This is a genomic window from Actinotalea caeni (assembly GCF_009733795.1).
Lineage (GTDB): Bacteria > Actinomycetota > Actinomycetes > Actinomycetales > Beutenbergiaceae > Pseudactinotalea > Pseudactinotalea caeni.
In genome coordinates this window covers 97,353-110,652 of sequence record NZ_WNXX01000010.1, presented here as the reverse complement: position 1 = coordinate 110,652, position 13,300 = coordinate 97,353, and the positions used below count along the sequence as shown (strand labels likewise).

Below are 13,300 nucleotides of genomic sequence, written 5' to 3'. Positions count from 1 at the left end.
GGGACCTCTCGCCGTTGCGGCGACCGGGCCCCTCCGCCACGATGGGCCGGGTGCCAGGACGACCTGGCCGCCGCCGATGCGGTCCCGCACCGACAGGAGTACGCATGAGTTGCCCGCAGTGCCATGCCCCGATACCCGAGGTCGCCCACTACTGCCACAGATGCGGACGCGACGTCCGCAGCGACGACGAGTCCAGGCAGCGCCACTTCGCCGTCAAGCCCGACGAGCCGGTCGCCTCGTTCGCCCTGGTCTCGACGATCATGCCGCGCGGCGCAGGGGAGCGCGGACGGACGTACCAGATCACTCTCGGCGTCGCTCTCGTCGCAGCGCTGCTGGCCGCGTGCTTCGGCGCGGTCCCGCTCGCGGTCGTCATCGCCGCGTTCGCGATCCCGGTGACCTACATCGTCTACCTCTACGACGTGAACCTCTGGGACGACCACCCGGTGCAGGTGACGCTGATGGCGTTCCTGCTGACCTTCGTGCTCGGGCTCGGCTTCACGCTGCTGTGGTTCCAGGGTCTGGCCGCGCCGACGCCGAGCGGGGCGACCGCGGGCGGTGCCGGGGCAGGTGCGGGGTTCGGCAGCCTCGGCTCGCTGCTCGTGCCCGTGCTGCTGGTGCCGGTGGTCGGTGAGCTGATCCGTCAGATCGGCCCGGTCTTCCTCGCCAGCCGGCCGCGGTTCGACGACCTGCTCGACGGCGCGAGCTTCGGTGTCGTCTCGGGCGTCGGGTTCGCGACGGCCGACACGCTCGTGCGCCACTGGTCGCTGCTCAGCGGCGGATTCGCCCGCGAGATCGACCCGGGGCTGTGGATGTCGCTCATCTTCCTGGAGGGCTTCGTCAAGCCGCTGGTCATCGGGACCGCGACCGGCATCGCCTGCGCCGAGTTCTCCGGGCTCGGCCGCGGCTACGACGGCTTCACGTCGCGGTACGCCCGCGGTGTGGCCGAGGCCGTGGTCGCCAACGCGCTGTACTTCGGCGGCGTGCACCTGTTCAGCAGGATCGAGAACCCGACGCTGAGCGTGGTCCTCTCGATCGTCTGGGGTCTGCTGATCCTCGGCGCGCTCGTCATCCGGATGCGCCGCATCCTGCACGTCGCGCTGCTGGAGGCCGCTCTGGAGGCGGCGCAGACCGAGGCGGCCGGCGCGGTGATCCCGCAGGAGGCGCAGGAGTTCTGCCACCAGTGCGAGATGCCGCTGCTGGTCGGTGCGAGCTTCTGCAGCGCGTGCGGAGCCAGCGCGCGGGTGCGCCACAAGGAGCACCACGTGGGTGCCGCCGCACCGCCCCCGCCGGGGCAACCACAGGTCGCCGCCGAGGCGGGACCGCGCCAGGACGGGCCGAGCCAGGGGGAGCAGGCATGAGCGACCAGGGACAGCAGCCGCAGGGTCAGCAGCCCGAGCCGCACGCCGGCCCGCCGCAGCCCGAGCCGGGCACGACGCCGGAGCACGCGCCAGGGCCCCAGCAGCCGACCGGTGTCGCACCCGCAGAGGCAGCACCGCACGCTCAGCCGGCCGCATCGGCACAGCCCGCCCCGACCGCGCCCGCCGCGCAGGCCGCGCCGCCGGCGTCGGTCCCGGCGCAGCCGGCAGGCCAGCAGCCGCTGCCGCCACAGGCGCCGCCCGCCGGGCAGGCGTACCAGGGGCCGCAGCAGCCCGGCTACGGGGCGCCGGTGCCGCAGCCTCACCAGCAGCCGCCTGCCGGCTACCAGGCGGCCGGTGGCTACCAGGCCCCGCCGGCGCCGCCGCAGCAGCCCGGCTACGGCCAGCCCGCGCAGGGCTGGGCAGCGCAGCCGGGTCCGGTGCCGGGGCAGGGCTACGGCCAGCCGCAGCAGCCGGGGTACCCGGCCGGGCCGCAGCCGGGCTACGGCGGTGGCTACCCGCAGCAGCCCGGGCCCGGCTACGGCGGCGGTCAGCCGCCGCAGCGGCCGCGCATGAGCAACGGCAAGATCGCCGGGCTCGCGCTCGGCGCGCTCGCGCTCGTCGTGCTGCTCGTGCTGGGCATCACGAGGCTCGTGGGCCCCGGGGACGACCCCACGCCGGTCGTCACCCCCACGGGCACGGAGACCACCGAGCCGGACGACCCCGCGACCGACGAGCCCGACGACCCCGCGACCGACGAGCCGGACGACCCCGCCACCGACGAGCCCGACGACCCGGCCACCGACGGGCCCGACGGGCCCACCGGTGACGCGGTGGAGGTGGCCCACGGCGTGTCGATCGTGCCGGCCGACGGCTGGGACGAGGTCGAGCGCGGCGACGGCTACGTCGTCCTCTACGACGGCGTCTCGACCTTCTACGGCGAGGCCTTCTTCCTGTCCAGCAGCTCCGGTGCCGCCGACGAGGCGGAGGCCTACCTGAGCTGGCTGGCCGAGGACAGCACCGACGCCCAGCTCGGTGAGCCGACGGCGCTCGACGTCGGCTCGGGCGCCGACTCGGTGGCCCAGAGCGCCTCGTGGACCGTGAGCGACTCCAGCGGGTCGTACCTCATGCAGGTCACCACGGTCGTCACCATCCGGGAGTCCGACAACCTGATGTCGCTCGCGACGGTGTTCTTCTACCCCGACCACACCGACGTCGAGCAGCTGACCGACGACTTCGGCCTCATGGCCGACTCGGTGATCAGCTCCACCATCGCAGGAGGATGAGCCGAGGGGGCGGGTCGCGCACGACGCGGCCCGCCCCCCGCAGGCGCACGCCATGACCGACAACGACCCCGCCGAGGACGTCCTCGCGACCCTGCGCGCCCTGCGCGCGGCCGACCCGCCCACGCACGGCGGCCGCGTGCTCTCCTACGTCTACGACAGCGGTCGCGCCGACCTCGACCGCGTGGCCGCCGAGGCGGCCGAGCTGTTCCTGCCGGTCAACGGGCTCGACCCGACGACCTTCACCTCGGTCGGCGTCCTCGAGCGCGACCTCGTCGCCTTCGGCCGGTCGGTGCTGCACGGCGGCTCCGACGTCGTCGGGTCGGTGACCTCGGGCGGCACCGAGTCGTGCCTGCTCGCCGTGAAGTCGGCCCGCGACCGTGCGCGCGCCACCGGCGGTGGTGCACGTCTCGCCCTGGTGCTGCCCACCTCGGCGCACCCGGCCTTCCGCAAGGCGGCCGCCTACCTGGGTCTCGACCTCGTCGAGGTACCGGTCGACCCGGGCACCGGTGCGGTGCACGCCCCCGACCTGCTCGCCGCGCTCGACGACGTCGCAGCGGCGGGCGGCCGGGTCGCCCTCGCGGTCGTCAGCGCGCCCAGCTACCCCAGCGGCGCCGTCGACCCGGTCGAGGACGTCGCCGTGGGCTGCGCCGCGCGCGGCGTCGACCTCCACGTCGACGCGTGCGTCGGCGGTCTGGTGCTGCCCTGGTGGCCGCACGACCTGCCGCCATGGGACTTCCGGGTCCCGGGCGTCACCTCGATGTCGGCGGACCTGCACAAGTACGGGTTCGTGCCGAAGGGTGCCTCGCTCGTGCTGTACCGCGGCCGCGACCGCCACCTCGCCCAGTACTTCGCGACGTCCTCCTGGCCCGGCTACCCGGTGGTGAACCCGACGGCGCTGGGCAGCCGGTCCGCGGTGGGCATGGCGGCGGCCTGGGCGGTCGTGCGCACGCTGGGGGAGGACGGCTACGCCGACCTCGTCGCGCGCACCGCGCAGGCCACCGACCACGTGCGCTCGGCCCTGCGCGACGTGCCCGGGCTCCGCGTGCTCGGGGACCCGGTCGGTCCGCTGCTGGCGGTCGTCGCGGACGAGGAGGCCGGCCCGGACATGCGCGTCGACCCGTTCCTGCTCGTCGACGCGGTGCGCGCCCGCGGGTTCCTGCTGCAGGCCCAGCCGGCGTTCCCGCAGCCCGACGGCACCGTCGTGCCCCGCTCGGCGCACCTCACGCTCACGCCGGTCACCCTCGGGGTCGCCGAGGAGCTCGTGGCGGCGCTGGCCGCCGGCGCGTCCGCGGTGCGCGGCCGACCGACGCCGCAGCCCGACCCCACGCTGGTCGAGCGCGTCGCGGCCGAGGGGCTGCCCGCCGAGCTGGCCCCGGTGATGGCGACGCTGGAGGCGCTCCCGCGGGAGCACTCGCCCGCGCTGCTCGCCCAGCTGCTGGCCGCCGTCGTCGACCCCGACCGGGGCCAGCCGGGACCGCACGCCCTCGCGCGTGGCGAGGAACACGGCGCACACGGCCCGTCGGCAGCGCCGCCGGGGACCACGGTCCGGTAGGGTCGTCGACTGGCAGCACACCTTTAAGCCCGTCCCGAGAGGCGGGGAAGGAGGCTTGGCCGGATGACTTCTGGCACCCCCGCACGCCCACGTCCCGAACCGGGCGGCGAGCGCGTCGTCCTCGACGCCGGCGACATCGCCCGCGCGACCACGCGCATCGCGCACGAGATCATCGAGCGCAACCTCGGCTCCTCCGACGTCGTGCTCCTGGGCATCCCGACACGCGGCGCCTTCCTGGCCCGCCGCCTCGGCGAACGTGTCCTGCGCGCCGACGAGCGCGACGTCCCGCTCGACACGCTGGTGGGCACGCTCGACATCACGCTCCACCGCGACGACCTGCGCCGGCGCCCGGTCCGGGCGATCGAGCCGACCACGGTCCCCGCGGGCGGCATCGACGACAAGGTCGTCGTGCTGGTCGACGACGTCCTCTACTCGGGTCGCACGGTGCGTGCCGCGCTCGACGCGGTCTCCGACCTGGGGCGACCGCGGCGGGTGCAGCTCGCCGTCCTCGTCGACCGCGGACACCGCGAGCTGCCGATCCGCGCGGACTTCGTCGGGAAGAACCTGCCGACCTCGGCGTCGGAGCACGTGAGCGTGCGACTCTCCGAGCTCGACGACGTCGACGAGGTCGCGATCGGGAAGGGGGGCGACCGATGAGGCACCTGCTCTCGGCGCACGACCTCAGCCGCGAGGAGGCCGTGCTCATCCTCGACACGGCCGCCGCGATGGCCGCGACGCAGCAGCGCGAGATGAAGAAGCTGCCGCCGCTGCGCGGCAAGACGGTCGTCAACCTCTTCTTCGAGGACTCGACGCGGACCCGGATCTCGTTCGAGGCGGCGGCCAAGCGGCTGTCGGCCGACGTCATCAACTTCTCCGCGAAGGGGTCGAGCGTCTCCAAGGGCGAGTCGCTCAAGGACACCGCCCAGACCCTGCAGGCGATGGGTGCCGACGCCGTCGTCATCCGCCACGCCGCCTCCGGCGCGCCGCACCGGCTCGCGACCTCGGGCTGGATCGACGCCCCGGTCATCAACGCGGGCGACGGCAAGCACCAGCACCCGACGCAGGCGCTGCTGGACGCCTACACGATGCGTCGCCACCTGCGCGGGGAGGACGCGATCGGCAGCGACCTCGCCGGCTTCCGGGTGCTGGTCGTCGGGGACGTGCTGCACTCGCGCGTCGCCCGCTCCAACGTCGACCTGCTCCACACGCTGGGCGCCCACGTCACGCTCGTCGCCCCGCCGACGCTGCTGCCGGTCGGCGTCGGGACGTGGCCCTGCGAGGTGTCCTACGACCTGGACGCCGCCGTCGCCGCCCGGCCGGACGCGATCATGATGCTGCGCGTGCAGCGGGAACGGATGAGCTCCGCCGGCGGCGGGTTCTTCCCCTCGCCGCAGGAGTACTCGCGCAAGTACGGCCTCGACGGCGCCCGGCTGCGGGCGCTCGGCCCGGACGCGCTCGTCATGCACCCCGGCCCGATGAACCGTGGCCTGGAGATCTCCGCCGAGGCGGCCGACTCCGCGCAGGCCGTCATCCTCGAGCAGGTGACCAACGGCGTCGCGGTCCGCATGGCCGTGCTCTACCTCCTCCTCGCCGGTGCGGACGACCGCGCCGGTGTCAGCACCCCCGAGCTCGTGAAGGACTCCGTGTGAGCGCGCACCGCTACCTGATCCGAGGGGCCGCGCCGCTCGGCGGCGACCCGACCGACCTGCTGCTGGCCGACGGCGTCATCGCCGCGACCGGCGCGGAGGCCGCCGCCCAGGCGGGCGACGCGCAGGTCGTCGACGCCGCCGGGCTCGTCGTCCTGCCGGGCCTCGTCGACCTCCACACCCACCTGCGCGAGCCCGGCCGCGAGGACGCCGAGACCGTGCTGTCGGGCACCCGTGCCGCCGCCGTCGGCGGCTTCACGTGCGTGCACGCGATGGCGAACACGCAGCCGGTCGCCGACACCGCGGGCGTCGTCGAGCAGGTGTGGCGGCTCGGCCGTGACGCCGGCTGGGTCGACGTGCGCCCGGTCGGGGCGGTCACGGTGGGGCTGGCGGGGGAGCGGCTCGCCGAGCTCGGGGCGATGGCGGACTCCGCCGCGCGCGTGCGGGTGTTCTCCGACGACGGCGTCTGCGTCTCCGACCCGGTGCTCATGCGGCGCGCGCTCGAGTACGTCAAGGCCTTCGACGGCGTCGTCGCGCAGCACGCGCAGGAGCCGCGGCTGACCGAGGGCGCGGTCATGAACGAGGGCGTCGTGTCGGCCGAGCTGGGGCTGACCGGCTGGCCGGCGGTCGCCGAGGAGTCGATCGTCGCGCGCGACGTGCTGCTCGCCGAGCACGTCGGCTCGCGCGTGCACATCTGCCACCTGTCGACCGCGGGCTCGGTCGACATCGTGCGGTGGGCGAAGAGCCGCGGCATCCAGGTCACCGCCGAGGTCACCCCGCACCACCTGGTGCTGACCGACGAGATCGTGCGCGGCTACGACCCGCAGTTCAAGGTCAACCCGCCGCTGCGTACCGCCGAGGACGTCGCGGCCGTGCGCGCCGGTCTGGCCGACGGCACGATCGACATCGTCGCGACCGACCACGCGCCGCACCCGGTCGAGGACAAGGACTGCGAGTTCGACGCCGCCGCGTTCGGCATGACCGGTCTCGAGACCGCGCTCTCGGTCGTGATCTCCTCGATGGTGCTGGCCGACGACGTCGACTTCGGCTGGGCCGACGTCGCGCGCACGATGTCGGCGGCGCCCGCCGCGATCGGGCGGGTCGCCGACCAGGGCCGGCCGCTCGCCGTCGGCGAGCCCGCGCACGTGACCCTCGTCGACCCCGACGCGCGCTGGACCGTCGTCCCCCGCGAGCTGCGCACCGCCAGCGACAACACCCCGTTCGCGGGCCGCGAGCTGCCGGGCAGGGTCGTCGCGACCTTCTACGGCGGCCGCGCCACCGTGCTCGACGGCGTCCCGCAGGAGCGCACGGCGTGAGGTTCCTCTGGCCGGTGCTGGCGCTCGCCGCGCTCGCGCTGCTCGTGCTCGTCACGGTGCGGCGCAGCCGGTTCGCGCCCGCGCCCCGCAGCGGGCCGGCGCTGCCGCCGCTGCCGCGTGTGCCGGCCGGGGGCGCGGACCACGGCGTCACCACCACCTACGTCGGCACCACCGTCGCCGGCGACCACACCCAGCGTGTCGTCGCACGCGGCCTGGGCCGGCGCTGCGAGGCCGTCGCGCTCGTCCGCACCGACGGCCTGCTGCTCGCCCGCCGCGGCGCACCCGACCTGTTCGTGCCCGCCCGCCAGCTCGACGACGTCCGCCGGACCGACTCGATGGTCGTGCTCCGCTGGCACCACGGCGGGCAGGCGCTGGAGACCGGGCTGCGCACGCGCAACCGCACCGAACGTGACCGACTGACCGACCGCATCAGCGGCCTGACCGACCCCGGGGGGACCCGATGACTCTCACCGCCACGACACCCGCCGCCGCCGGCGGCCGGGACGCCGACGAGGCGCTGCTCGTCTGCGAGGACGGCTACGTGCTGCGCGGCCGCGCCTACGGCGCGCGCGGCGAGACGCTGGGCGAGATCGTCTTCTCGACCGGCATGACCGGCTACCAGGAGACGCTCACCGACCCCTCCTACCACCGGCAGATCGTCGTCATGACGGCGCCGCACGTCGGCAACACCGGCGTCAACGACGAGGACCCGGAGTCGGGCCGCATCTGGGTGGCCGGGTACGTCGTGCGGGATCCCGCGCGCCGCGCCTCGAGCTGGCGCTCGGCACGCGAGCTGGACGACGAGCTCGCCGCTCAGGGCGTGGTCGGCATCTGCGACGTCGACACCCGGGCGCTCACGCGGCACCTGCGCGACCGCGGCGTCATGCGCGCCGGCATCTTCTCCGGCGACAGCCTGCCCGAACTGCCCGGCTCGCACGGCGAGGCCGAGCTGCTCCAGCGGGTGCGCAGCGCGCCGCAGATGGTCGGCGCGGACCTCGCGCGCGAGGTGACCACGGAGCAGCCCTACGTCGTCGCGCCCGCGGGCGAGTTCGAGGACCGGCCGCCGCTCGCGCGCGTCGCGGCGATCGACCTCGGCATCAAGGCGATGACACCGCAGCGGCTCGCCGAGCGCGGTGTCGAGGTGCACGTGCTGCCCTCGACGTCGACGATCTCCGACGTGCTCGCGGTGCAGCCGGACGGCGTGTTCTTCTCCAACGGCCCGGGCGACCCGGAGGCGTCGGTCCACGAGGTCGAGCTGCTGCGTGCGGTGCTCGACCGGAAGATCCCGTACTTCGGGATCTGCTTCGGCAACCAGATCCTGGGCCGCGCGCTGGGGCTGGGCACCTACAAGCTCACCTTCGGGCACCGCGGCATCAACCAGCCGGTCATGGACGTCGAGACCGGCAAGGTCGAGATCACCTCGCACAACCACGGGTTCGCGGTCGACGCTCCGATCGGGGAGGAGTTCCTCGCCCCGCACGACGGTGGTCGGTACGGCCGCGTCGTCGTCTCGCACGTCGGTCTCAACGACCAGGTGGTCGAGGGGCTGCGCTGCCTCGACATCCCCGCCTTCTCCGTCCAGTACCACCCGGAGGCCGCGGCCGGCCCGCACGACGCCGCGTACCTCTTCGACCGCTTCGTCGCCCTCATCACCGACAGGACCAGCCACTGATGCCCCGCCGCACCGACATCTCGAGCGTCCTCGTCATCGGGTCCGGCCCGATCGTCATCGGGCAGGCCGCCGAGTTCGACTACTCGGGCACCCAGGCCTGCCGGGTGCTGCGCGAGGAGGGCCTGCGTGTCATCCTCGTCAACTCCAACCCGGCGACGATCATGACCGACCCGGAGTTCGCCGACGCGACCTACGTCGAGCCGATCACGCCCGACGTCGTCGAGGCGATCATCGCCAAGGAGCGCCCAGACGCGCTGCTGCCGACGCTCGGCGGCCAGACGGCGCTCAACACCGCGATCGCGATGCACGAGCGCGGCGTGCTGGAGCGCTACGGCGTCGAGCTGATCGGCGCCAACATCGACGCGATCAACCTCGCCGAGGACCGCGACGAGTTCAAGGGCGTCGTCGAGCGCTGCGGCGCGGAGTCGGCGCGGTCGGCGATCTGCCACTCGATGGACGACTGCCTCGCCGCGGTCGAGGACCTCGGCTACCCGGTGGTCGTGCGGCCGTCCTTCACGATGGGCGGGCTCGGCTCCGGCATCGCGTTCGACGAGACCGAGCTGCGCCAGATCGCGGGCGCCGGCCTGCACTACTCACCGACCACCGAGGTGCTCCTGGAGGAGTCGATCCTCGGGTGGAAGGAGTACGAGCTGGAGCTGATGCGCGACAAGGCCGACAACGTCGTCGTCGTCTGCTCGATCGAGAACGTCGACCCGGTCGGCGTGCACACCGGCGACTCGGTCACCGTCGCTCCCGCGCTGACGCTGACCGACCGCGAGTACCAGAAGCTGCGTGACGTCGGCATCGCCGTCATCCGCGAGGTCGGCGTCGACACCGGCGGCTGCAACATCCAGTTCGCGGTGCACCCGGAGACCGGGCGCGTCGTCGTCATCGAGATGAACCCGCGGGTGTCGCGCTCCTCGGCGCTGGCGTCGAAGGCGACCGGGTTCCCGATCGCGAAGATCGCCGCCCGGCTCGCGATCGGCTACACGCTCGACGAGATCCCCAACGACATCACCGGCTCGACACCGGCGAGCTTCGAGCCCACGCTCGACTACGTCGTCGTCAAGGTGCCCCGGTTCGCGTTCGAGAAGTTCCCGGCGGCCGACCCGACGCTCACGACGACGATGAAGAGCGTGGGGGAGGCGATGGCGCTCGGGCGCAGCTTCACCGAGGCGCTGCAGAAGGCGCTGCGCTCCCTCGACACCACCTCGAGCTCCTTCCACTGGCGGGGCGAGGCACCCGACGCCGAGGCGACCGCCGCGCTGGTCGAGTCGATCCGCCGCCCCACCGAGCACCGCCTCGTCGACCTGCAGCAGGCGATCCGCGGCGGCGCCCGGCTGGAGGAGATCACCGCCGCCACCGGCATCGACCCCTGGTTCGTCGACCAGCTGTTCCTGCTGCAAGAGGTCGCCGAGACCGTCCGCGACGCCCCGACGCTCGACGCCGCCACGCTGCGGCTGGCCAAGCGGCACGGCTTCTCGGACGCGCAGATCGCCGAGATCCGCGGCATCGGCGAGGAGACGGTGCTGCAGATGCGGCACGCCTACGGGCTGCGGCCGGTGTTCAAGACCGTCGACACCTGCGCCGCCGAGTTCGAGGCGCGCACGCCCTACCACTACTCGAGCTACGACGCCGAGACCGAGGTGCAGCCGCGCGAGCGGCCCGCGGTCATCATCCTCGGCTCCGGGCCCAACCGGATCGGGCAGGGCATCGAGTTCGACTACTCGTGCGTGCACGCGGTCATGGCGCTGCGCGACAGCTACGAGACCGTCATGGTCAACTGCAACCCCGAGACGGTCTCGACCGACTACGACACCGCGGACCGGCTCTACTTCGAGCCGCTGACGTTCGAGGACGTCTACGAGGTCTACCTCGCCGAGCTGGCGGTCGGCCCGGTCGCCGGCGTCATCGTGCAGCTCGGCGGCCAGACGCCGCTGTCGCTCGCGGCGCGCCTGGAGGCCGCCGGGGTCCCGATCCTCGGCACCCCGCCCGAGGCGATCGACGCAGCCGAGGACCGCGGCCTGTTCGGGCAGGTGCTCGTCAGCGCCGGCCTGCCCGCGCCCGCGTTCGGCACCGCGATCACGCTCGCGCAGGCGCGCGAGATCGCCGAGCAGGTCGGGTACCCGGTGCTCGTCCGCCCGAGCTACGTGCTCGGCGGCCGCGGCATGGAGATCGTCTACGACGACGCCCAGCTCGTCGACTACGTGACCCGTGCGACCGGCGCCCGCCCCGGCGCCGACGGCCACGGCGTGCTGCCCGCGCCGGTGCTGGTGGACCGCTTCCTCGACCAGGCGATCGAGATCGACGTCGACGCGCTCTACGACGGCACCGAGCTCTTCCTCGGCGGCATCATGGAGCACATCGAGGAGGCCGGCATCCACTCGGGCGACTCCGCGTGCGTGCTGCCGCCGGTGACCCTGTCCGACGCGATGGCGGCGCGCATCCGCACCTCGACCGAGGCGATCGCCCGCGGCGTCGGCGTGCGCGGCCTCATCAACATCCAGTACGCGCTGTCCTCCGACGTGCTCTACGTGCTCGAGGCCAACCCCCGCGCCAGCCGCACGGTGCCGTTCGTCTCCAAGGCGACCGGGGTGCCGCTCGCCAAGGCGGCCGCACACCTCATGGCCGGCATGAGCATCGCCGAGCTCAAGGCGGCCGGGCACCTGCCGGAGACCGACGCCGCGGCCAGCGACCCGGGCGCGCCGATCGCCGTCAAGGAGGCGGTGCTGCCGTTCAAGCGGTTCCGCACCCCCTCGGGCAGCGTCGTCGACACCGTCCTCGGCCCGGAGATGCGCTCGACCGGCGAGGTGATGGGTTACGACGTCGACTTCCCGCTGGCCTTCGCCAAGTCGCAGGCCGCCGCGTTCGGCGGGCTGCCGACGTCGGGCACGGTGTTCATCTCGGTCGCCGACCGCGACAAGCGCTCGGTCGTGCTGCCGACGGCGCGGCTGGTCGAGCTCGGCTTCCGGATCATCGCGACCGCGGGCACCGCGAGCGTGCTGCGCCGCAACGGCATCAGCGCCGACGTCGTGCGCAAGGGCTACGAGGGACGCGGCCCGGCGGGCGAGCCGACCGTCGTCGACCTCATCGACGCCGGCGAGGTCGACATGGTCGTCAACACCCCGGGCAGCAAGGGCGCCCGCGTGGACGGCTACGACATCCGCGCGGCCACGACGGCGGCGGACAAGGCGATCATCACGACGATGCAGCAGCTGAGCGCGGCCGTGCAGGCGCTCGAGGCGCTGCGGCGCGGACCGTTCGAGGTGACCTCGCTGCAGGACCACGACGCCGCGAGGGCTGAGAGGATCTCGTCATGACCGAGGTACCGGGCGCCAGCAGCACCCCGGCCACGGGATCCAGCGGGTCCACGGCGGCCACGAACGGTGACGCCGGGGCGCACGAGGTGCGGGCGCTGCCCTTCGGCACGCGCCTCGCCGACGCGATGGACGTCCATGGGCCGCTCTGCGTCGGCATCGACCCGCACCCGTCCCTCGTGCACGAGTGGGGCCTGCCCGACGGCGTCCCCGGGCTGCGCGAGCTCGCGCTGCGCACCCTGGAGGCCGTCGGGCCCCACGTCGCCGCGGTCAAGCCGCAGGCCGCCTTCTTCGAGCGGTGGGGCAGCCAGGGCGTGGCGGTCCTCGAGGAGGTCGTCGCGACCGCGCGGGCCGCCCACGTGCTCTGCATCGTCGACGCCAAGCGCGGTGACATCGGCTCGACGATGGAGGGCTACGCCGACGCCTTCCTCGACCCGGCGTCGGCGCTCGCCGGCGACGCCGTGACGGTCTCGCCCTACCTCGGCTACGGCTCCCTGGCTCCTGCGGTCCGTCTCGCGCAGGCGAGTCAGCGCGGGGTGTTCGTGCTCGCGCTCACGTCCAACCCCGAGGGCGCCGAGGTGCAGCACGCGCGCAACGAGAGCGGCGCCAGCGTCGCGGCCACGATCGCCGCCCACGCCGCCGCCGACAACGCCGCCGAGATCGCCGTGGGTGCGCGGCTGGGCAGCGTCGGGCTCGTCACCGGCGCGACGATCGGTGGTGCCGCGAGCCAGGTCGGCGCCGACCTCGCCGCCGTGCACGGGCCGCTGCTGGCGCCAGGCATCGGGGAGCAGGGCGGGCGTCCGGCGGACCTCCGCGCGACGTTCGGCGCCGCGCTGCCCGCCGTCCTCGCCTCCGCCTCGCGCAGCATCCTGCGGCTCGGGCCGACGCCGGCACGCCTCGTCGAGGGCACCCGCCGGTTGGCGGCCGAGCTCGCCGCCGCGACCGGCCGCGCCTGACCGGCGGACGACACCCGCGCGGCGCCCCGACCTGCGGCGCCACCGTGCAGCCCCCACCCCGCGAGATCGAGGTTCGGGTCGAGATCGAGGATCCAGACCCTCGATCTCGACCCGAACCCTCGATCTCGGCGGGGACGCTCCGCCGCGGTTGCCGCGCCGGGTCCGCGTCGCTAGGTTGCATGCCAAGCCCTTCCGACCCG

10 protein-coding genes are annotated in these 13,300 nt (G+C 74.1%); all 10 read left to right on the top strand.

Annotation, left to right across the window (positions count from 1 at the left end):
* Nucleotides 1-104 precede the first annotated feature (104 nt).
* The 10 genes from GPA02_RS10715 (at nt 105) to pyrF (ending at nt 13,100) form a co-directional block, all read left to right on the top strand.
* Nucleotides 105-1,358 (top strand): zinc ribbon domain-containing protein, encoded by a 1,254-nt coding sequence (locus GPA02_RS10715; RefSeq protein ID WP_156199918.1) that lies wholly within the window; start codon nt 105-107, stop codon nt 1,356-1,358.
* Nucleotides 1,355-2,641 carry a hypothetical protein gene (locus tag GPA02_RS10710; protein WP_156199917.1) on the top strand — a complete coding sequence of 429 codons (1,287 nt, stop codon included), beginning with the start codon at nt 1,355-1,357 and terminating at the stop codon, nt 2,639-2,641. Before GPA02_RS10715 ends, GPA02_RS10710 begins: the two co-directional genes overlap by 4 nt.
* A gap of 52 nt (nt 2,642-2,693) precedes the next feature.
* Nucleotides 2,694-4,193, top strand: a complete 1,500-nt coding sequence (locus tag GPA02_RS10705; RefSeq protein WP_156199916.1) for a pyridoxal phosphate-dependent decarboxylase family protein — start codon at nt 2,694-2,696, stop codon at nt 4,191-4,193.
* Nucleotides 4,194-4,256: 63 nt separating this feature from the next.
* Nucleotides 4,257-4,850: a bifunctional pyr operon transcriptional regulator/uracil phosphoribosyltransferase PyrR gene (gene pyrR / locus GPA02_RS10700; protein WP_156199915.1), complete on the top strand. Its 594-nt coding sequence runs from the start codon at nt 4,257-4,259 to the stop codon at nt 4,848-4,850.
* Nucleotides 4,847-5,842, top strand: a complete 996-nt coding sequence (locus tag GPA02_RS10695; RefSeq protein ID WP_156199914.1) for an aspartate carbamoyltransferase catalytic subunit — start codon at nt 4,847-4,849, stop codon at nt 5,840-5,842. Before pyrR ends, GPA02_RS10695 begins: the two co-directional genes overlap by 4 nt.
* On the top strand, nt 5,839-7,155 hold the full coding sequence (locus GPA02_RS10690) for a dihydroorotase (protein WP_156199913.1): 1,317 nt from the start codon (nt 5,839-5,841) through the stop codon (nt 7,153-7,155). Before GPA02_RS10695 ends, GPA02_RS10690 begins: the two co-directional genes overlap by 4 nt.
* Entirely contained in the window at nt 7,152-7,619 is a 468-nt protein-coding gene (locus GPA02_RS10685; protein ID WP_156199912.1) for a PH-like domain-containing protein, read from the top strand. The genes GPA02_RS10690 and GPA02_RS10685 overlap by 4 nt, the downstream gene beginning before the upstream one ends.
* Complete coding sequence (gene carA, locus GPA02_RS10680; protein WP_156199911.1) at nt 7,616-8,827, top strand: glutamine-hydrolyzing carbamoyl-phosphate synthase small subunit; 1,212 nt, start codon at nt 7,616-7,618, stop codon at nt 8,825-8,827. Before GPA02_RS10685 ends, carA begins: the two co-directional genes overlap by 4 nt.
* Nucleotides 8,827-12,147, top strand: coding sequence for a carbamoyl-phosphate synthase large subunit (carB, locus tag GPA02_RS10675; RefSeq protein ID WP_156199910.1), 3,321 nt, complete (start codon nt 8,827-8,829; stop codon nt 12,145-12,147). Before carA ends, carB begins: the two co-directional genes overlap by 1 nt.
* On the top strand, nt 12,144-13,100 hold the full coding sequence (pyrF, locus tag GPA02_RS10670; RefSeq protein WP_156199909.1) for an orotidine-5'-phosphate decarboxylase: 957 nt from the start codon (nt 12,144-12,146) through the stop codon (nt 13,098-13,100). Before carB ends, pyrF begins: the two co-directional genes overlap by 4 nt.
* The last annotated feature ends 200 nt before the right edge of the window (nt 13,101-13,300 follow it).

Bases quoted from the DNA above. Each gene is read 5' to 3' on its own strand.
- GPA02_RS10695 (WP_156199914.1), top strand. From the start codon at position 4,847: ATGAGGCACCTGCTCTCGGCGCACGACCTCAGCCGCGAGGAGGCCGTG.
- pyrR (WP_156199915.1), top strand. From the start codon at position 4,257: ATGACTTCTGGCACCCCCGCACGCCCACGTCCCGAACCGGGCGGCGAG.
- GPA02_RS10705 (WP_156199916.1), top strand. From the start codon at position 2,694: ATGACCGACAACGACCCCGCCGAGGACGTCCTCGCGACCCTGCGCGCC.
- GPA02_RS10715 (WP_156199918.1), top strand. From the start codon at position 105: ATGAGTTGCCCGCAGTGCCATGCCCCGATACCCGAGGTCGCCCACTAC.
- carB (WP_156199910.1), top strand. From the start codon at position 8,827: ATGCCCCGCCGCACCGACATCTCGAGCGTCCTCGTCATCGGGTCCGGC.
- GPA02_RS10710 (WP_156199917.1), top strand. From the start codon at position 1,355: ATGAGCGACCAGGGACAGCAGCCGCAGGGTCAGCAGCCCGAGCCGCAC.
- pyrF (WP_156199909.1), top strand. From the start codon at position 12,144: ATGACCGAGGTACCGGGCGCCAGCAGCACCCCGGCCACGGGATCCAGC.
- carA (WP_156199911.1), top strand. From the start codon at position 7,616: ATGACTCTCACCGCCACGACACCCGCCGCCGCCGGCGGCCGGGACGCC.